Genomic DNA, 18312 nt, shown 5'->3' with positions numbered 1-18312 from the left:
GGCGAAACGACCGGAGGTGACGGTGGAGGATCGCCCGGACGACCAGGACGACGCGACATTTGGTGAGGCCCGGTGGAGGGAAGCCGGCGATCGCATCGAGACCTTGCTCGAGGCGAGTTCGGCGGGCGGTGCGCTCGCCCGCGAGCGCGCCGAGCAACTGGTGCGCGAACTGGTCGGACTCTACGGCGCGGGGCTGACCCGCGCGGTCGCGCTGCTCGACGCGGACGCGGTCGAGCGGTTGGCCGGCGACGATCTGGTCGCCAGCCTGCTGCTGGTGCACGGGTTACATCCGCACGATGTGTCCACCCGGGTGCGCACCGCGCTGGACAGCGTGCGCCCCTACCTCGGTTCGCACGGCGGCGACGTCCACCTGGTCGACATCGTCGACGGGGTGGTCCGCTTGGAACTGGCGGGTAGCTGCAAGAGCTGTCCGTCCTCGTCGGTGACGCTCGAACTGGCCGTCGAGGACGCGGTGCGGGCGGCGGCGCCGGAAATCGAGTCCATCGAAGTGGTGGCCGCGCAGACGGAGTCGGCGGGGGTGATCTCCGCCGACTCGCTGTTCTCCCGCGTGCGCGCGGATGGCGCACGGTCCGGCAACTGGGTCGCGGTCCCCGAACTGGCCGAGTTGAGCGCGGGCGAGGTGGGCGGCTTCGACGTCGCCGGGCTGACCGTGCTGGCCTGCCGGGTGGGCGAGGAGCTGTACGCCTACCGGGACCACTGTCCCGGGTGCGACGGCTCCCTCGCGGGCGCGGTGCTGGAACGGCGCGTGGGATTCCCGGCCGGTGACGCGGTGCTGCGCTGCCCCACCTGCCGGGCGCACTACGACGTGGTGCACGCGGGCGCCCGGGTCGACGGCGACGGGCATCTCGAGCCGCTTCCCGTGCTCGTGCGATCCGGCGAACTGTCGGTGGCGGTGCCGGTGGGGGTGCACGGGTGAGCACACCGTTTCGCGCGCTCCAGCGCATCGCCGCCGACCGCGGGCCCGCTCCCCGGCCCGGCGAACGGTGCGAGATGTGCGCGGAACCGATCGCCGAGCAGCACCGGCACGTCGTGAACGTCGAGGGCAGACAGCTGATGTGCGTGTGCCGCGGCTGCTATCTGCTGTTCGTCGACCAGAACGCGGCGCTGCGCTATCGAGCGGTGCCGGATCGGTATCTCGCGTTCCCCGATTTCACGATCAGCCGGGCGGAATGGGATGCGCTGGAGATCCCGGTGAGCCTTGCGTTCTTCTTCCGCAATTCCGCGCTGGAGCGGACGGTGGCGTTCTATCCCGGGCCCGCGGGCGCGACGGAATCGGAGTTGCCGCTGGAGCAATGGAACGCGATCCTGCACCGGCATCCCGAGCTGGATGTGCTCGCTGCCGACGTGGAAGCGCTGCTCATCCGGGTGCCCGACCGCCGGGCCGAGCAGGCGGCCTGCCTGCTGCTGCCGATCGACGCCTGCTACGAGTTCGTCGGCCGGATGCGGCTGCTGTGGCACGGCTTCGACGGCGGTCAGGACGTGCACCGGTATCTGGAACAGTTCTTCGCCGAGGCGTCGGCACGCGCGAGAGCCGGGGGTGCGGCATGAGCCCGGTGTACTCGACGACGTTCGCCGTGCTCGAGATGAAACCCGAGCCGTACGCCGTCGCGCCGATCCTGTCCGCGCGCGTCGGCATCGCCGCGCTCGCGGAGGAACCCGTGCACGCCATCGCCCTGCGCGCGCAGGTGCGCATCGAGCCGTTCCGCCGCGGCTACTCCGACGAGGAGGCCGCGGGCCTGGTCGATCTGTTCGGTCCGCGCGAACGGTGGCACGAGACCCAGCGTTCGTTTCTCTGGATGCACTGCGCCACCATGATTCCGGGTTTCACCGGCGGCGCCGAAGTGGATCTGCCGATGCCGTGCACCTACGACTTCGAGGTGACCGGGTCGAAGTACCTGCACGCGTTGCGCGACGGTGTGGTTCCGCTGCTCTTCCTGTTCAGCGGCACCGTTTTCATCCGGGGCAGTACCGGATTCGCCATCCAGCAGATCCCGTGGGACCGCGAGGACAAGTTCGAGATGCCCGTGGCGGTGTGGCAGAACCTGATGGCCGCGTACTTCCCGAATTCGGGGTGGGTGCGGCTGCACAACGACACCCTCCGCGCGCTGGCCGCCTACAAGTCCGGCCACGGCCTGCCCGGTTTCGACGACGCGGTGACCCGCCTGCTGACCAGCACCGAGGAGACGCCGTGACGACCGCCGACGCCCGCGCCCGCGCTCGTGCCGTTGCCGACGCGGTGCTCTACGAGGGCTACTTGCTCTACCCCTACCGGGCCGACGCGCGCAAGAACCAGTCGCGATGGCAGTTCGGCGTGCTGGGGCCGCGCGGAGCCGCCGCCGCGGGGCTCGGTGAGGAGCAGGCGCTGTCGGCGCAGTGCCTGGTCGCCCCCGGCGAACATCCGGAGATCACCCTGACCGTCCGGTTCCTCCAGCTCCAGCGCCGCCAAGTGATGGACGCCGGCGGCGCGTCCGTCGCCGAGTGGTCCGACGGTGAGCGGTCGTGGCTGTCCTGGGACGAGGCGGTCGAGCAGGAGGTCGTCATCGGTCCGGTCCCGCCGGGCCGCCTCGTCCGGCCGCTGGACATCCCCGGCGGCCGCGAGACCGAGGAGATCGCCACGGCCGCCGCCCCCGGGCGAGGCACGCTCGTGCGGACCCGGCTGCCGCTGGCGGGCGAGCTGGAACTCGCGGCCGACCGGGACGACGGCTTCGCGCGGCTGACCGTCATCCTGCGCAATGTGGGCGAACCCGCGACCGACCAGCGCGACGCCATCGCCCGCTCGCTGATCGGCGCGCACGTCATCGCGGAGATCACCGGCGGCGAGTTCGTCTCGCTGCTGGAACCGCCGCCGGACGCGGTGGCCGCGGCCGCCCGCTGCGATCGGTACCGCTGCTTCCCGGTGCTCGCGGGGCCGCCCGGCGACTACAGCATGCTGCTGATCTCGCCGATCATCCTCTACGACCACCCCGAGATCGCGGAGCAGAGCGAAGGCGCGCTGTTCGACTCCACCGAGATCGACGAGATCCTCACCCTGCGGATCCTCACGATGACCGACGCGGAGAAGGCGCTGGCGCGGGCCACCGATCCGCGCGCGGCGGAGATCATCGACCGCTGCGAAGCCATGTCACCCGACGCGATGCGGCAGCTGCACGGGGTGCTGCGCGACCCGCACGCCGAGGGTCCGGGACTGATCCCGGAGATCCCCGAGGGCCTCGATTGGTGGGACCCGTCGGCCGACCAGGCCGTACGCCCCGACCTCGACGCGGTGCCGGTCGCGGGCGTGCTCGTGCGCAAGGGCAGCAGGGTCCGGCTGCATCCGTCGCGGCGGGCCGACGCCCAGGATCTGTTCTTCGACGGCCGGTGCGCCCGGGTCGTCTCGGTCCACGAGGACGTGGACGGGCAGGCGCACGTCGGGGTCGTGCTGGACGACGACCCGGCCGCCGAGTTGCACGAATGGTACGGCCGCTACCTGTATTTCGCCCCCGACGAAGTGGAGCCGCTCGACGGCACCGAGAAGTGAAAGGAAGTCCGCTATGGAAACCGTGGGAGTGGTGTCGACAACCGTCGTCGCCGTGCTGGTGGCGGCGGGAGTGTATCTCGGCCTGCGCTCGATCCCGGATCTGCGGCGTTACCTCAAGATCCGGCACATGTAGCGGCCGACCCGAAAGGAGCATCATGGCTGAGCATCGCGAAGAGCCGCAATCGGCACGGGGCGCGCCGGGTTCGCGCGACACCGGCGCCGACGTCGCGGCCGGAGGTCCGGCGGATCGGGAGCCGGGGCACATCGATCACGAGGAGATGACCTCCGCGCACTCCGACGACGCCAAGAAGGGCACCGAGTTCACCTCGCAAGCCCCGCCCGGCACCGAATCGGCGGCGCCTCCCTACGACGAGCGCAAGGAGACCGCCAACGCCCCCTCCGAAACGGCGACCGGAAAGGTCGACGACGCGCGGGTGGGCGGCGCGACAACGCCGACCGAGGAAGAGGGGTGAATCCACGGGCGCGGTGCTGATCGCCGGGATCGGCAACATCTTCCTCGGCGACGACGGATTCGGACCCGAGGTGGTGCGGCGGCTGCCGCCCCACCCCGACCCGGGCGTGCGCGCGGTGGACTACGGCATCCGGGGCATGCACCTCGCCTACGACCTGCTGGACCCCTGGGCCGCGCTGGTCCTGATCGACGCGCTGCCCGATCGCGGCGCACCCGGCCGGATCGAGGTGTTCGCCGCCGCGCCGGAGGACACCGGCGCCGCGCATCTCGACGCGCACGCGATGAGCCCGGACGCGGTCTTCGCCGGGGTGCGCGCCCTGGGCGGTGCGCTCCCACCCACCGTGGTGATCGGCTGCCAGGTCGCCTGCGTGGCGGAGGGCATCGGCCTGTCCGAGCCGGTCGCCGCGGCGTTGGACGAGGCCGTGGCGGCCGTGGGCGGCGTGCTCGCCGAGTTGCTGTCCGCCGGCGCACCCGATGATTCCGAGCCGCTGCGGCGGGCCACAGCACGACAGGAGGACTGACGATGTGTCTGGGCATCCCGGGACGCGTGCTGGCGATCCCCGACGGCTACCACGGCCAGATCGCGCTGGTCGAGGTGTCCGGCGAGCAGCGGAAGGTGAACATCGGCCTGCTCGACGAGGATCCGGCCCGGCCGGGTGACTGGGTGATCATCCACATGGGCTTCGCGGTGGAGAAGACCGACGAGGCCGGGGCCACGGCGGCGCTGGACGGGTTGCGCCTGCTGCAACGCGGAGACCTGCCATGACCACCCAGCGGCTGCGGCGTCGTCTGCTCGTGCGCGGTGTGGTCCAAGGTGTCGGGTTCCGCCCGTTCGTCTACACCACCGCCGCCGAGCTGTCCCTGTCCGGCAGCGTCGGCAACGACAGCAGTGGCGTCGTCATCGAAATCGAGGGAGCGCCGCCGGATCTGGACCGGTTCGCCGAGCGGCTGCGGCTGCGCCCGCCGCCGCTGGCGGTGGTCGAGGCGGTCGAGCAGGCCGACATCCCGGTGCGTGGCGGCACCGGCTTCCACATCGCGGGTACCACCCGCGACGGCGGTGGCCGCACGCTGGCCTCTCCCGATGTCGCGATCTGCGCGGACTGCGAACGCGAGTTGCGCGATCCCGGGGACCGCCGCTATCGCCATCCGTTCGTCAACTGCACCAATTGCGGTCCGCGTTTCACCATCATCGCGAGTCTGCCCTACGACCGCGAGCGGACGTCGATGGCCGACTTCGCCATGTGTGCCCGGTGCGCGCGGGAATACGCCGATCCCGCCGACCGCCGCTTCCACGCGCAGCCGATCGCCTGCCCCGACTGCGGTCCCACGCTCGCGTACACCGGACCGGGAGCCGGCGCGCCGCTGACGGCCGCGCGGCAGCTGCTGCGCGCGGGCGGCATCCTGGCGGTCAAAGGGATCGGCGGATACCACCTGGCCTGCGACGCCACCGACGAAACGGCCGTGGCACAGCTGCGCGGGCGCAAACGCCGCGGGGACAAGCCGTTCGCCGTGATGGTGCCGGATCTCGCCACGGCAAGGGCCATCGTCGCCGTCGACGACGCCGCCGCGACGCTGCTGACCAGTCCGGCTCGCCCGATAGTGCTGCTCGCTCGCCGGTCCGCGGCCGGGGAATCCTCCTTGTTCGCAGCCGATTCGATCCGCACCGCTCGGCCGGGTGAAGACATCGCGTCGGTGGGCGCGGCGCGGGCATACCGCCCGATCCCGGCTCCCTCGGTGGCGCCGGGCAACCCGGACCTGGGCGTCATGCTCGCCTACACCCCGCTGCATCTGTTGCTGTTCGGTCTGCCCGGCGACCCGCCCGGCCCGCAGGTGCTGGTGATGACCTCCGGCAACCTCGGCGGCGAGCCGATCTGCTACCAGGACGAGGACGCCCGCACCCGGCTGGCCGGGCTGGCCGACGGCTGGCTGACGCACAACCGGCGCATCCTGGTGCCCTGTGACGACTCGGTGGTGCGTTCGCTCGACGGCCGCGAACTGCCCGTCCGGCGCTCGCGCGGGTACGCGCCGCTGCCGTTGCTGCTACCGGTTCCACTGCCGCCGACGCTCGCCGTCGGCGCCGACCTCAAGAACACCTGCGCGGTGGCCGACGGTCGATACGCCTGGCTGAGCCAGCACATCGGCGACATGGACGATCTGGCGACGCTGCGCTCCTTCGACGCGGCCCAGCGCCACCTCGCGGAACTCACCGGGGTGCGGCCCGCCCAACTGGTCGCCGACGCGCATCCCGGCTACCGCTCCACCGCGTGGGCGCGCAGGCACGCGGGTGAGCGAGCCGTGTACACCGTCCAGCACCACCACGCGCACATCGCCGCCGTCATGGGCGAGCACGGACTCGGCCCGAGCGAGCAGGTGGTCGGCATCGCCTTCGACGGCACCGGATACGGACCGGACGCGGCGGTGTGGGGCGGTGAGGTGCTGCTCGCGGGTTACAAGGGCTATCGCCGCCTGGCCCATCTGAAATACGTGCCGCTGGCAGGCGGCGATCTCGCGGTGCGCAGGCCTTACCGCATGGCGCTGGCGCATCTTCGGTCGGCGGGGATCGAGTGGACCGAGGACATTCCGGCGGTCGCGGCATGTCCGCCCGCCGAGCGTTCGGTACTGGCCCACCAGTTCCGGACCGGTTGGGGCTGCGCTCCCACGTCGAGCATGGGCCGGCTGTTCGACGCGGTGTCCTCGCTGTGCGGCGTGCGGCACGTCGTCGACTACGAAGCGCAGGCGGCCATCGAGCTGGAAGGGTTGTCCCGGGCGGGCGCCGAAGGCGCCACCGCGTACCGGTTCCCACTGGTCGACGGTGATCCCGCCTTGATCGATCCCGCACCGGTGCTCGCGGATGTGGTCGCCGACGTGCGCGCGGGCGCACCCGCGCAGGTGGTGGGCGCCCGGTTCCACGCCGCCGTCGCCCGGCTGGTGCTCGAGCTCGCGGCTCGCTACGCCGCCCCGGCGACGGTCGTCGCCCTGTCCGGCGGCGTTTTCCAGAACGCCCTGCTGCTCGCGCGCTCGTGTGCGCTGCTGCGCGACAACGGCTTCACCGTGATCACCCACCACCGACTGCCGCCCAACGACGGCGGCCTCGCGTTCGGGCAACTCCTCGCGTGCAGCGAGGGATGAGCGAAGGAGAGCAACGATGTGTCTTGCGGTACCTGGAAAAGTGCTCAGCCTGCACGAGCGGGACGGCACGCTGATGTCGGTCGTCGACTTCGGCGGCTTGCACAAGGATGTTTGCTTGCAATACATCCCGGACGCGGCGGTCGGTGACTACGTCGTGGTCCACGTCGGTTTCGCGATCCAGCGGCTGGACGAGGAGTCCGCGTTGCGGACCCTGGCCGAGTTCGAGCACCTCGGCGTACTGAACGAGGAATTCGGCGACGGTTTCGCCATCGCCGCGAAGCAGGCGGGCATGGACAATCCAGCCGCCGAGCAATCACGCGAGGAACCGGAGGCCCGGTCATGAAATACCTGGACGAATTCAGCAATCCCGAGCTGGCCCAGCGCCTGCTCGATCGGATCCGCACCGCGACCAGCCGCCGCTGGGCGATCATGGAAGTCTGTGGCGGACAGACCCATTCGATCATCCGCCACGGCATCGACCAACTGCTGCCCGACCAGATCGAGATGATCCACGGCCCCGGCTGCCCGGTCTGTGTCACGCCGCTCGAGGTGATCGACAAGGCGCTGGAGATCGCCGCGCAGCCGGGCGTGATCTTCTGCTCGTTCGGCGACATGCTGCGCGTGCCCGGCAGCGCCAAGGACCTGTTCCGGGTCAAGAGCGAAGGCGGTGACGTCCGGGTGGTGTACTCGCCGCTGGACGCGCTGAACCTGGCCAAGGAGAATCCCGACCGGGAAGTCGTGTTCTTCGGCATCGGCTTCGAGACCACCGCTCCGGCCAACGCGATGACGGTGTACCAGGCGAAGCGCCTGGGCATCCGGAACTTCTCGCTGCTGGTGTCGCACGTGCTGGTCCCGCCCGCCATCGCCGCGATCATGGAGTCGCCGACCTGCCGGGTGCAGGGGTTCCTCGCCGCCGGGCACGTCTGCACCGTGATGGGCACCGACGAGTATCCGCCGCTGGCCGAGCAGTACAAGGTGCCGATGGTGGTCACCGGGTTCGAGCCGCTGGACATCCTGGAGGGCATCCGCCGCACCGTGCTGCAACTGGAGTCGGGCAGGCACGAATTGGAGAACGCCTACCCGCGCGCGGTGTCCGCGGCGGGCAATCCCGCGGCGAAGGCCATGCTGCAGGACGTCTTCGAGGTCACCGACCGAGCCTGGCGGGGCATCGGCGTGATCCCGCGCAGCGGCTGGCGGCTGTCGGATCGCTATCGCGAATTCGACGCCGAACACCGCTTCGCCGTGGGCGACCTGCACACCGCCGAATCGGCCATCTGCCGTTCCGGTGAGGTGCTGCAAGGGTTGATCAAACCCAACGAGTGCGCCGCCTTCGGCAAGCAGTGCACACCGCGTAACCCGCTGGGCGCCACCATGGTGTCCTCCGAAGGCGCGTGCGCCGCCTACTACCTGTACCGGCGGCTCGATCTGCCCGCGGAGGTGGCCCATGCGTGAGGACGGCGCCGCTCCCGTGGCGATCGACGTGGAGGGCTGGGTCTGCCCGATGCCGCTGCGGGACGCGCCGAACATCGTGATGGGCCACGGCGGCGGCGGAGCGATGTCCGGCGAACTGATCGAGCATCTGTTCCTGCCCGCGTTCGGCTCGGCCGCGCACGCCGACCTCGGCGACTCCGCGGTGGTCACGCTCGACGGCGCGCGGCTGGCCTTCTCCACCGACTCGTTCGTGGTGAAACCGATCGTGTTCCCCGGCGGCACCATCGGTGAGCTCGCGGTCAACGGCACGGTGAACGATCTGGCCATGTCCGGTGCGCGTCCGATGGTGCTGTCCACCGCGTTCATCCTGGAGGAGGGCACCGCGCTGGCCGACATCGCGCGCATCGCGCAGGCGGTCGGCACCGCCGCGCTGGCGGCGGAAGTCCAGCTGGTCACCGGCGACACCAAGGTCGTCGACGCCGGACACGGAGACGGGATCTACATCAACACCGCGGGAATCGGCGTGGTGGCTCCCGAGGTCGACATCCGGCCGCAGCGCGCCAGGCCGGGTGACGTCGTGCTGGTCAGCGGTGACATCGGCGTGCACGGTGTCGCGGTGCTCAGCTGCCGCGAAGGACTGGAATTCGGCACCACCGTGCTCAGCGACACCGCGCCGCTGCACGGCTTGGTCGCGGCGATGCTGGCCACCGGCGCCGACGTGCACGTGCTGCGCGACCCCACGCGCGGCGGCGTCGCGGCCTCGCTCAACGAGATCGCCCGCGCCGCGGGGGTCGGCGTATCCCTGGACGAGCGGCAGCTGCCGGTGCCCGACGGCGTGCGCGACGCGTGCGGGCTGCTCGGCCTGGACCCGATGTACGTGGCCAACGAGGGCAAGCTGCTGGCGTTCGTCGCACCCGAGGACGCCGATCGGGTGCTCGCGACGATGCGGGAACACCCGCTGGGTGCGCAGGCCGCGGCGATCGGCCGGTGCGTCGCCGAACATCCCGGCATGGTGGTGGCCCGCACCGCGCTCGGCGGGACCCGGGTGGTGGACCTGCCCGCGGGCGAGCAATTACCGCGAATCTGCTGACCGCGGACGCAACGGTCCCGAGCCAGAAGGCGAGGTGTGCATCATCGTTCGGATCGCCGATAGCCCCTCGGCGGCGCGCCGCCCACTGGACGGACGGCAGCGGCGCGGCGTCACGGGGATGGCGGCGGTCGTCGTCACCCTGCACGTCCTCGGGTGGGCGGCACTGCTGCTGGTCGTGGTCCCCGGCGGGTACGTCGTGGACGGTGCGGTGTTCGGCGTCGGTCTCGGTGTCACCGCGTACACGCTCGGGATGCGGCACGCCTTCGACGCCGACCACATCGCCGCCATCGACAACACCACCCGCAAGCTGGTCGCCGACGGGCGCAAGCCGCTGTCGGTGGGGTTCTGGTTCTCCCTCGGCCACTCCACCATCGTCTTCGTCCTGGTCGCGCTACTGGCGTTCGGCGTCAAGGCGCTGGCGGGAAACCTGCGGGACGAGCAGTCCGGGCTGCACCACTGGACCGGGGTGTTCGGAACCGGCGTCTCGGGAACCTTCCTGCTCGCCATCGGGCTGTTGAACCTGGTCTCCTTGATCGGGATATGGCGGGTGTTCCGCGGCATGCGTCGCGGGACGTACGACGAGGCCGCGTTGCGGAGGCAGCTGGACGACCGCGGCGCCTTGCAGCGGGTGATCGGCCCGCTGACCCGAGCGGTGCGCGCGCCGTGGCAGATGTACCCGGTCGGACTGCTGTTCGGCCTCGGCTTCGACACCGTCACCGAGGTGAGCCTGCTGGTGATCGCGGGCGGCGCGGCGGCGACCGCCCTGCCGTGGTACGCGATCCTGGTGCTGCCGGTGTTGTTCTCGGCGGGAATGACGCTGTTCGACGCGCTGGACGGCGCGTTCATGAACTACGCGTACGGGTGGGCGTTCGCGGGGCCGCTGCGCAGCGTCTACTACAACATCGTCGTCACGGGGCTGTCGGTCGTGGTGGCCCTGCTGATCGGCGCGCAGGAGATGATCTCGGTGCTGGCCGACGAATTCGGCATCGCCGACGGTCCGGTGGCCTGGGTCGGTGGGCTGGATCTCGGCGCCATGGGTTTGCTGATCGCCGGACTGTTCGTGCTCACCTGGGCGGTGGCGGTGGCGGTGTGGCGATTCGGCAGGCTCGAACAGCGCTGGTCCGTCGAGCGCGCCGGTGGAAGGCCGTGCCGATGACGGGCGGCGGCGCGGAGATGTTCGCCCGGTACGCCTACGCGCCCAACCGGCTCGGCTACTGCGGGCCACCCGACGCGGTCGCGTTGCGGGACGGCTCGGAAGAACAGGTGCGCGCGGTGGCACGCCGGTTCACCGGCGCGTGGCCCTACCTGCGGGTGATGGCCCGGATGACCGGCATCGCCGATCCGCTGGACCGCAGGCTCGTCGAATCCTATTGGCTGGGCGGTGGAGTCGGCGCGAGCCTGGACCCCCGTGAGTTCACCGCGGAACTGCTGAGTCTGCTCGGCCCGGTCGCGGGCGGGTACTGGACGCATCTGACCCCGCGGTTGGCCGAGGAAGCCGCGGCCAACCATTGTTTCCACGTCTTCGGTGTGTACCCGTGGTCGCGGCTGCTCCGGCACGGCAACGCGCATCCCCTGCACATCCTCGACAGCTGCCGGATCACCTGGGGAACGGTCCTCGACCGCAGCGGCGGCGAGGTCTCGCTGCGCTGCCGCAGGCTCCGTTGGGACGGAGAACGCCTCACGCTGTCGGCGGAGACGTCCGAGTCCGTGCCGATCCGGGTGGACGGGTACGCGGCGCTGCCGGATGTGGCGGCGGGGGAGCGGGTCGCGGTGCATTGGGGGCGGCTGTGCGGGCGACTGGACGACGCCGGGGTGCGGGCTCTGGAGTCGGGCACGGTGCGTCAGCTGGAGGTCACCAATCGGCGGCTGGCCGCGCGGCGGAGCCCGGCGAGCTGACGAACTCCGTGCCGCGCCGCCGATCACGAACGCCGAATTCGTGGCGGCGGGCTTCATCGCCCCGACAAGGTCGCCGTCGTCGTCCGAGGCCTATGGCGATGTTCCATTCGGACGCAAAGGTCCGATCGGTGGAAATGCCCGGCCCTCGACGGTTCGGCGAATTCGTAAGGCGCGACGACGTTTTTCGGCAACCGTGCTCGGAGTAGAATGTACACAGCTGTCGATCCCGACCGCGAGGAGTGCCGCGTGAATTCGCCAATGGTCACCCGGGCGGAAAATTCATTGCAACCCAGGAATTGTTTCCCGGTGATTATCGCGGCGTGTGAGCGCGTTTCCCCACCTTCGAGGCCGATGAGCTGACCTGCTTCTCGAGTCCTGTTGAAGGGAGGTGAACTACCGTGATGGATCAGATGATGGGGATGGCACGCGACTGGTGGAATCGCATGTTCCCCGGCATGCAGATGCCGATGTTGCCAATGATGTAGTGGCCGTTCCACAGGCGGAAAGTCGAATGATGGCTCGGTGTGGCGTGCGTGTGTTTCGGTCACTGTACCGGTGCCACAAAACCAGCGCGTCACGCGCCGAGTATTCGCCGGCCGAGAATCGACCCCGGGGTCGATTGTGGTCGACCCGATGCGCGGTGTGAATGTCCCGCGCGGCGGGTAAGACTACTTTCGTCATCGACCTGATCGACCTCGGCGGAGGTATGCGATGAGCGGCGATCCACGGCAGGGAAAGCGGCCGGTGAGTGCGGTGCTGGCCGGTCCGTACGGGCATCCGTTCCATCCGATACTGGTCACCGTCCCCATCGGCGCCTGGGTCGCCAGTTTCGTGTTCGACATCGCGTCCCGCCTCGTCGACGATCCGGACTTCTTGGTCGAGGGATCGTCCTGGTTGATCGCGATCGGCGTGCTGGGCGCCTTGATCGCCGCGACGATCGGGTTCCTCGATCTGCTCGCGATCCCGACCGGTACGCCCGCCTTCCGTACCGGATTGCTGCACATGACCCTCAACTTGCTGGTGACCGTCGCATATGCGCTGGGTTTCGTGTGGCGGCGGGGTGCGGACCTCGCGGTCGCGGTCCCGGCCGGTCCGCTGGCGCTGTCGGCGGCGAGCCTGGTGACGCTGGCCATTTCCGGGTATCTCGGCGGCAAGCTGGCTTATCGCTACGGCGTGCGGGTCGCCGACGAAACCACCCAAGCCGGCGGCTTCACCCACTGAATCCCTTCGCATCCCTCAGGAGGCACACCATGGGCATCGCCGCACTGGTTTCTTGGCTGCTCACCGCGGGCGGCGGTTTCTTCATGCTCGGCACGTGGATCGCCCGGGGCGGGACGCGGCAACCGAGTTCCACCCAGCTGCCCGTGCCGGTCGTGTTCGGTCACTTCACGCTCGCCGTCGCCGGACTGATCTGCTGGATCCTGTACCTCGTCCTCGACACGGACGCACTGGCGTGGGTCGCGTTCGTACTGCTGATCCCCGTCGCGCTGCTCGGATTCGCGATGCTGCTGCGCTGGCTGCCCACCTACCGTGCCCGTTCGGCGGGTACGGCAGAACCTCCCGAAGGGCACTTTCCCGTCGCCATCGTCGCGGGCCACGGCGTGCTGGCCGTGCTCACCGTCGTGCTGGTGCTGCTGACCGCACTCGGTGTGGGCACGAGTTGACACCCCGTCGTACCGGCCGCCACCGGAACGCGCCATCACCAGTGGTGCAGGCGGTGGCACTGCCGGGGCTGTCCGATCATTTCGCGCAGGCCCTTCCGGGTGCATCGGCGCAGGCCTGCGCGGTGAGGTCGTAGACGGCGACATTGCCGATGTGTACCGCCGTGTAGTGCGCGGACACCCACTCGGCGATGTCTTCGTGCCCGGCCGGGCGCCACCATCCGTTGTCCGGACCCGGCCCGGCGGGCGCCTCGGCCCGGCCGGGCACACGCCACGAATCGGGCAACCGCACCTCTTGCGCGAGGTAGTACGTCACCTGATGAGTGCGGACCATGGTCTGGAATTCGTCGAGGGTGGGTACCGGGTCGTCGGAGGTGAAACCGCCGATGGCGACGACCGGGGTGTGGCTGGCGAGTTCGAGCGACGCGGCGACCGAGGAGCGGTCCACAGCGGCCGACCAGGTCGTGGAGGTGTCGCGCAACAGCGCGGAAAGTCGAGGTTCGACCTCTCCGTTCACGAACGAGGTCACCTCGCGGCGGACGTCGTTCACCGGATCCGGAGCCGCGGGCTCGGCGGGGCCGACGGTCGGGCTGCCCCCGGTATGCGCCTGCGGCAGGGTGGCCGCGGCGTACGCCGTCGATCCGCCGATGCCTGCGAGCACCCCCGAGACGACGAGCACCGAGACGGCTCCGGCCCGCACCCGCCGCGCCCCGCCGGGGAACGCGGCGGCGACCAGAGCGACCGCCGCCACCGTCGAGACCACCGCGAGTGTCCAACGCAGGGGCGGCAGCCACTCGGGGTTGCGGTCGAGCAGGACGAACGCCCACAGACCCGACGTCAACACCAGTGCGGCGGCGCCGATTCGGCCGAACGCGGCGGACCGCCGCCGCCACATCTCGGCCACCCCGATCGCGAACATCCCGGCCACGGCGGGACCGATCGCCAGCGTGTAGTAGGCATGCATGCCGCCGCGCATCACGGTGAACGCGACGCCGTCGACGATCAGCCACAACCCGAAAGCCAATGCGGCCGCACGCATCGGGTCGGTGCGAGGCGCCCGCCCACGGGAGACGAGCACCAGTACGAAGGCGAGCAGGGCAGCCGGAAGCAGCCAGGAGATCTCGAATCCGATCTCGCCGCTGAACAGGCGAACCGGACTCGGTCCGCTCGATCCGGCGAACCCGCCACCGGTATGCCCGGCGGCCGGTGGCATCTCGTATCCGGGCGGCAGTGCGAACCGGTTGCCGCCACGGTGATTGTGCCCCAGGAAACGAGCGAACCCGTTGTAGCCCAGCACCAGATCCATGAAGGTGTTGTTCGTCGAGCCCGCCAGGTAGGGCCGCGCGGTGGTGGGCCACAGGACCGTCAGAAGGACATACCAGCCCGAGGAGATGATCAGCGCCGCCGCGGCGGCGGACAAGTGCAGCAGGCGTTTTCGCGCCGAAGCCGGCGCGACGATCAGATAGGTGAGCGCCAAAGCGGGCAGCACCATGAGCCCTTCGAGCATCTTCGCCAGAAACGCGAACCCGAGCGCGACGCCCGCCAGTATCAGCCAGCGCGCGCTCGCCTGCCGCGCCGCCCGGAGCGTGCAGTACGCGCCCGCGGTCATCAGCAGCACCATCACGGCATCCGGATTGTTGAATCGAAACATCAACGCCACCACCGGCGTTGCCGCCAGAACGGCTCCGGCCAGCAGACCGGCGGCCCGGTTGGCGGTCGCCTCGGTGACCATCGCGTACAGCAATGCCACCGCGGCCACGGCCATCAGCGCCTGCGGCGCCAGCATGCTCGCGCTGCCGAATCCGAACAGGTGCCCCGATACGCCCATCACCCATTGCGACACCGGCGGCTTGTCCACGGTGATGAAGTTGGCCGGATCGAGGGAACCGAACAGCGCCGCCTTCCAGTTCCCTGCACCGGACCAGGCTGCCGCGGCATAGAAGTCGTTGCCCATCCCGTTGACCGTGATGTGCCACAGGTACGCGACCGCGGTCCCGATCAGCAGGAGAGGCAGCCCCGCGCGCTCCCACCCTCGCGCGGGCGGTAAGCCGGCCGATCCGGCGCGGGTGGCAATCGGATGCGCATCGGGCACGGCGGGAATCGCTGTCACCGCTGGAGCTTCGCAAGCGTCCTGGTGAATCGCCTGCGCATCAGCTGGCAATCAGCTGTGAGTGTCACGCCTTGTGCCGGTCGGCGAACGCCGACGGCGCGCATCAGCGCACGGTCGGCGTTCGCCGTTCCTATGAAACCGTCAGATCTTGCGGATGACCGTGACGACCTTGCCGAGAATCTGGGCGTCGTTACCGGGAATCGGTTCGAAGACGGGGTTGTGCGGCATCAGCCAGACGTCCTTGCCGGTGCGCTTGAAGGTCTTCACCGTGGCCTCCCCGTCGATCATCGCCGCGACGATGTCGCCGTTGTCGGCGACGTTCTGCTGTCGCACGACCACCCAGTCGCCGTCGCAGATCGCCGCGTCGATCATGGACTGGCCGACCACCTTCAGCAGGAACAGGGAACCGTCGCCGACCAGCTCGCGCGGCAGCGGGAAGACGTCCTCCACGGCCTGCTCGGCCAGGATCGGGCCACCGGCGGCGATGCGACCGAGCACCGGGACGAACGTGGGGACGGGACGGTCGACGTCGACGGTGATCTCACCGTCGTCGACCGCCGCGGCCGGCAGGCTGGTCACCGACCGCACCACCTCGTCCAGGCCCCGGACGTCCACGGCGCGTGGCCGATTCGGATCGCGGCGCAGGTAGCCCTTGCGCTCCAGGGCGCGCAGCTGATGGGCGACCGACGAGGTGGACGTGAGGCCGACGGCGTCACCGATCTCCCGGATGCTCGGCGGGTAGCCGCGCTCGCTCACCGAGGAGCGGATCACCTCCAGCACTTTGCGCTGACGCACGGTGAGATCCGCTCCGCTACCCGCCGCGTCGGCGCCGCTCTCGTCACCCGTGTCGTCCGTCTGCCTCACCGCAACCGCCCTTTCCTGCTGTGCCAGGCCGGTCGGTGCCCGGCATGTGTCCTCATGGCCTGTCGTGTCTTCGGTTCTTCGAATCTAGTCCGGTCGCGCCGCTGGATCAAACATCTGTTCGACGCATGTCGGGTGTTCCTGCTGACTTTGTCGGCGACGCGTGGTAGAAATCGAACACCAGTTCTTCGAACACATGAGCGAATAGCCCCTGAACACATGTTCGAACAGCTCGAACGCCGACCGGAGCACCTATCACGGAGGTTTGTCCGATGAGCACTGCGATCAGCGATGTCACCCCTTCCCTCGGCTCGGCGGTCGCGCGACCCGAGCGCCCCGCCGATCCCGATCGGGACGATCTCGGCTACGAGACCGCCCGGCAGTTGCTGGGTGATGGTGCGCGTGCCCGCGCACTGGCACCCGTGCACCGATCAGCGGCCGATCGGCGCCCGCCCGGGGCGCGTCCCCGTGCCGGCGCGGTCGCCTACGACCGGGGTTCGCGGCCGCTCGCGCGGCGGCGTGCTCATGGTGAACACCCGATGCGCCGGGTCGAGCAAGCGCAGATCGGGTTCGCCGTCCTCGCCGTCACCGCGCTGGTCACCGCCTTGGTGGTGGCGGGGCTGATCGCTCTGGCGCATGTGCGGGCGGGCGAGTGGGGCGGTGATGCCGGTCGGCCGGTACCGGCGGTGGTGGACGGCCCGGGTGCGCCGGTGGGCGGCATTTCACGCTGAGCGGAAGGGAATTCGGCCACCCTGGGCGGCCGGATTTGTTGATCGACAAACTAGAACGTGTTGCTACCGTGCTGAAAACGTGATCCGGGCAACACCGCCCGAACGATGTCGGGATCTTTCAGCACATGACACTCCTCAGCGCAGGCCGCTCGGTTCGCCTCTTCCTCCGCGCGGCCGCCTTGTCCCTCTGTCTGGTCCTCGGACTCGGCGCAGCCTCGATCGCCCGGGCGGAACCCGCGTACGCGGCCTATCTGGACCTGCCCTCCGTCAACGGTGACGGTGCGGGGGCGGGCGGACTCGGTCCCGCTCTGCCACTGAACGAATCGGATCTCGCCGAGGCGTTGCGGCAGGCACGGGCCGACGGTGTGGCGCCGCGCCGCTACGCGACACTGCTGCACCAGTACTGGCTGGTGATCGCCACCGGGAACGCCGATATCGATCTGGCGGCCTGGGATCCCGCGCAGGGCCCGCGTGCGAACGAACGCACTTTCAACCAGGTCTACGTCAACTATCTGCGGCTGGCCACGCGCCACCCGGAGTTCTACTGGGCGGGGCTGGCCGGCATCGCGGGCGGGTCGTTCGCCTCCGGATTCTTCGACATGGGTGATGTGGGCGTGGTCTTGGACGTGCCCGGCATCCATCGGCTCGGCGACGCGGTCGCCGATCTGCTGCGCGCGACCCCGCCGGAATTGACGCGTGCGCTGCCGGAGGACATCCGGCTGCTCGCCACCGAGGGCTCCCGCCTGAGCGCCGCGGACGTCGCCTGGTATCAGACCCGCCTGATGATCATGCAGAAGCACATCTTCACGGATCTGGTGCCGATGCACGAAGCCTACGTCGCGCTGGGCATGCGCGGGATCGACGAGATGTACGCGGCTGGTGTGCTCGATGACGACATCCACGCGGCGTGGCAGTCGATCGCCTCGGGCACCAGGGACGGTTACATCGACGCGCTGATCCGGATGACCGATCGGGAACAGAACCACGTCGTCGCCGACCAGTGGGACGAGACGTCGGCGGGCCGGGCGCCGATCGGCCGCGTGCTCACCTATGTCAGCACCATCGCGGGCAAACCTGGAGTGCCGGGCGTCCGCGCGCCCGGCGTGTACGCCCCCACGGTGGTCGGCGCCGAGGTAGGTGGCCGCAGCCTCACGCTCCGCATGCCGTTGCCCGGCTTCAACTGGGCCGATCGCGAGACGCGCTGGCACTACATCACCGGTGACCTGGTGCCCCGCCATATCGATATGGAGACCGACCCCGCCGTGGCGGGCGCCGTCCTCGGCGAGGCGTTCTGGGGCAAGCTGGCCCGTGGCCGCCTCGCCGCCCGATTGCCGGACCTCCTCGCCGACTTGACCGCGCACTGGCAGATCGCCGGATGAGGAAGCCGCGTCCG

The 18312-nt window shown here is 70.0% G+C and carries 20 protein-coding genes; 18 read left to right on the top strand and 2 right to left on the bottom strand.

Features of this window, described 5'->3' with window-relative positions; translation table 11 throughout:
* The first annotated feature begins 22 nt into the window (after window positions 1-22).
* From NG1_RS23070 to NG1_RS23000, 16 genes are all read left to right on the top strand, one after another.
* Window positions 23-937 (top strand): NifU family protein, encoded by a 915-nt coding sequence (locus NG1_RS23070; RefSeq protein WP_062974085.1) that lies wholly within the window; start codon window positions 23-25, stop codon window positions 935-937.
* Window positions 934-1569 (top strand): DUF5947 family protein, encoded by a 636-nt coding sequence (locus tag NG1_RS23065; protein ID WP_062974008.1) that lies wholly within the window; start codon window positions 934-936, stop codon window positions 1567-1569. The genes NG1_RS23070 and NG1_RS23065 overlap by 4 nt, the downstream gene beginning before the upstream one ends.
* The gene (locus NG1_RS23060) at window positions 1566-2213 is read left to right on the top strand and encodes a DUF6084 family protein (protein WP_062974006.1); all 648 of its coding nucleotides are present in this window, start codon (window positions 1566-1568) and stop codon (window positions 2211-2213) included. The genes NG1_RS23065 and NG1_RS23060 overlap by 4 nt, the downstream gene beginning before the upstream one ends.
* A complete protein-coding gene (locus NG1_RS23055) occupies window positions 2210-3538 on the top strand; it encodes a hypothetical protein (protein WP_062974004.1) in 1329 nt (442 codons plus the stop codon). The genes NG1_RS23060 and NG1_RS23055 overlap by 4 nt, the downstream gene beginning before the upstream one ends.
* A 13-nt stretch (window positions 3539-3551) precedes the next feature.
* Window positions 3552-3671: a DUF6893 family small protein gene (locus NG1_RS39250; protein WP_373686191.1), complete on the top strand. Its 120-nt coding sequence runs from the start codon at window positions 3552-3554 to the stop codon at window positions 3669-3671.
* A 22-nt stretch (window positions 3672-3693) separates the two neighbouring features.
* Window positions 3694-4011 (top strand): hypothetical protein, encoded by a 318-nt coding sequence (locus NG1_RS35000; RefSeq protein WP_063910407.1) that lies wholly within the window; start codon window positions 3694-3696, stop codon window positions 4009-4011.
* A 13-nt stretch (window positions 4012-4024) separates the two neighbouring features.
* Window positions 4025-4531 carry a hydrogenase maturation protease gene (locus tag NG1_RS23045; RefSeq protein WP_062974002.1) on the top strand — a complete coding sequence of 169 codons (507 nt, stop codon included), beginning with the start codon at window positions 4025-4027 and terminating at the stop codon, window positions 4529-4531.
* A 2-nt stretch (window positions 4532-4533) separates the two neighbouring features.
* Window positions 4534-4776: a HypC/HybG/HupF family hydrogenase formation chaperone gene (locus NG1_RS23040; protein WP_040867901.1), complete on the top strand. Its 243-nt coding sequence runs from the start codon at window positions 4534-4536 to the stop codon at window positions 4774-4776.
* Window positions 4773-7139: a carbamoyltransferase HypF gene (locus tag NG1_RS23035; RefSeq protein ID WP_062974000.1), complete on the top strand. Its 2367-nt coding sequence runs from the start codon at window positions 4773-4775 to the stop codon at window positions 7137-7139. Before NG1_RS23040 ends, NG1_RS23035 begins: the two co-directional genes overlap by 4 nt.
* A gap of 16 nt (window positions 7140-7155) precedes the next feature.
* A complete protein-coding gene (locus NG1_RS23030; protein WP_062973998.1) occupies window positions 7156-7482 on the top strand; it encodes a HypC/HybG/HupF family hydrogenase formation chaperone in 327 nt (108 codons plus the stop codon).
* Window positions 7479-8591, top strand: a complete 1113-nt coding sequence (hypD, locus tag NG1_RS23025) for a hydrogenase formation protein HypD (protein WP_062973996.1) — start codon at window positions 7479-7481, stop codon at window positions 8589-8591. Before NG1_RS23030 ends, hypD begins: the two co-directional genes overlap by 4 nt.
* Window positions 8584-9660 carry a hydrogenase expression/formation protein HypE gene (hypE, locus tag NG1_RS23020; RefSeq protein ID WP_062973994.1) on the top strand — a complete coding sequence of 359 codons (1077 nt, stop codon included), beginning with the start codon at window positions 8584-8586 and terminating at the stop codon, window positions 9658-9660. Before hypD ends, hypE begins: the two co-directional genes overlap by 8 nt.
* A gap of 85 nt (window positions 9661-9745) precedes the next feature.
* Window positions 9746-10816 (top strand): Nickel transporter NicT, encoded by a 1071-nt coding sequence (nicT, locus tag NG1_RS23015; RefSeq protein ID WP_210750219.1) that lies wholly within the window; start codon window positions 9746-9748, stop codon window positions 10814-10816.
* Window positions 10813-11556 carry a DUF6390 family protein gene (locus NG1_RS23010; RefSeq protein ID WP_062973992.1) on the top strand — a complete coding sequence of 248 codons (744 nt, stop codon included), beginning with the start codon at window positions 10813-10815 and terminating at the stop codon, window positions 11554-11556. Before nicT ends, NG1_RS23010 begins: the two co-directional genes overlap by 4 nt.
* A 711-nt stretch (window positions 11557-12267) precedes the next feature.
* On the top strand, window positions 12268-12777 hold the full coding sequence (locus NG1_RS23005; protein WP_062973990.1) for a DUF2231 domain-containing protein: 510 nt from the start codon (window positions 12268-12270) through the stop codon (window positions 12775-12777).
* A gap of 29 nt (window positions 12778-12806) precedes the next feature.
* A complete protein-coding gene (locus NG1_RS23000) occupies window positions 12807-13220 on the top strand; it encodes a hypothetical protein (RefSeq protein ID WP_062973988.1) in 414 nt (137 codons plus the stop codon).
* 76 nt (window positions 13221-13296) lie between these two features.
* Here the strand turns inward: NG1_RS23000 and NG1_RS22995 are convergent, their stop codons facing one another.
* Complete coding sequence (locus tag NG1_RS22995; RefSeq protein ID WP_062973986.1) at window positions 13297-15327, bottom strand: ArnT family glycosyltransferase; 2031 nt, start codon at window positions 15325-15327, stop codon at window positions 13297-13299.
* Between the two features lie 141 nt (window positions 15328-15468).
* Window positions 15469-16191: a transcriptional repressor LexA gene (lexA, locus tag NG1_RS22990; protein WP_062973984.1), complete on the bottom strand. Its 723-nt coding sequence runs from the start codon at window positions 16189-16191 to the stop codon at window positions 15469-15471.
* Between the two features lie 269 nt (window positions 16192-16460).
* Between lexA and NG1_RS22985 the strand changes: the two genes are divergently transcribed.
* Together NG1_RS22985 and NG1_RS22980 are read left to right on the top strand one after the other, a co-directional pair.
* On the top strand, window positions 16461-16919 hold the full coding sequence (locus NG1_RS22985) for a hypothetical protein (RefSeq protein WP_062973982.1): 459 nt from the start codon (window positions 16461-16463) through the stop codon (window positions 16917-16919).
* 125 nt (window positions 16920-17044) lie between these two features.
* On the top strand, window positions 17045-18298 hold the full coding sequence (locus NG1_RS22980) for a hypothetical protein (protein ID WP_062973980.1): 1254 nt from the start codon (window positions 17045-17047) through the stop codon (window positions 18296-18298).
* Window positions 18299-18312 lie beyond the last annotated feature (14 nt).

It is taken from the genome of Nocardia gamkensis NBRC 108242 (genome assembly GCF_001612985.1).
Taxonomy (GTDB): Bacteria; Actinomycetota; Actinomycetes; order Mycobacteriales; family Mycobacteriaceae; genus Nocardia; species Nocardia gamkensis.
Note: the sequence above shows the minus strand (reverse complement) of the source record. Positions and strands in the feature narration are given on the sequence as shown.

Excerpts from the sequence above, each read along its gene's own strand:
- NG1_RS23000 (WP_062973988.1), top strand. The coding sequence starts at position 12,807 with ATGGGCATCGCCGCACTGGTTTCTTGGCTGCTCACCGCGGGCGGCGGT.
- hypD (WP_062973996.1), top strand. The coding sequence starts at position 7,479 with ATGAAATACCTGGACGAATTCAGCAATCCCGAGCTGGCCCAGCGCCTG.
- hypE (WP_062973994.1), top strand. The coding sequence starts at position 8,584 with ATGCGTGAGGACGGCGCCGCTCCCGTGGCGATCGACGTGGAGGGCTGG.
- NG1_RS23005 (WP_062973990.1), top strand. The coding sequence starts at position 12,268 with ATGAGCGGCGATCCACGGCAGGGAAAGCGGCCGGTGAGTGCGGTGCTG.
- NG1_RS35000 (WP_063910407.1), top strand. The coding sequence starts at position 3,694 with ATGGCTGAGCATCGCGAAGAGCCGCAATCGGCACGGGGCGCGCCGGGT.
- NG1_RS39250 (WP_373686191.1), top strand. The coding sequence starts at position 3,552 with ATGGAAACCGTGGGAGTGGTGTCGACAACCGTCGTCGCCGTGCTGGTG.
- NG1_RS23030 (WP_062973998.1), top strand. The coding sequence starts at position 7,156 with ATGTGTCTTGCGGTACCTGGAAAAGTGCTCAGCCTGCACGAGCGGGAC.
- NG1_RS22985 (WP_062973982.1), top strand. The coding sequence starts at position 16,461 with ATGAGCACTGCGATCAGCGATGTCACCCCTTCCCTCGGCTCGGCGGTC.
- NG1_RS23010 (WP_062973992.1), top strand. The coding sequence starts at position 10,813 with ATGACGGGCGGCGGCGCGGAGATGTTCGCCCGGTACGCCTACGCGCCC.
- NG1_RS23035 (WP_062974000.1), top strand. The coding sequence starts at position 4,773 with ATGACCACCCAGCGGCTGCGGCGTCGTCTGCTCGTGCGCGGTGTGGTC.
- NG1_RS22980 (WP_062973980.1), top strand. The coding sequence starts at position 17,045 with ATGACACTCCTCAGCGCAGGCCGCTCGGTTCGCCTCTTCCTCCGCGCG.
- NG1_RS23040 (WP_040867901.1), top strand. The coding sequence starts at position 4,534 with ATGTGTCTGGGCATCCCGGGACGCGTGCTGGCGATCCCCGACGGCTAC.
- NG1_RS23060 (WP_062974006.1), top strand. The coding sequence starts at position 1,566 with ATGAGCCCGGTGTACTCGACGACGTTCGCCGTGCTCGAGATGAAACCC.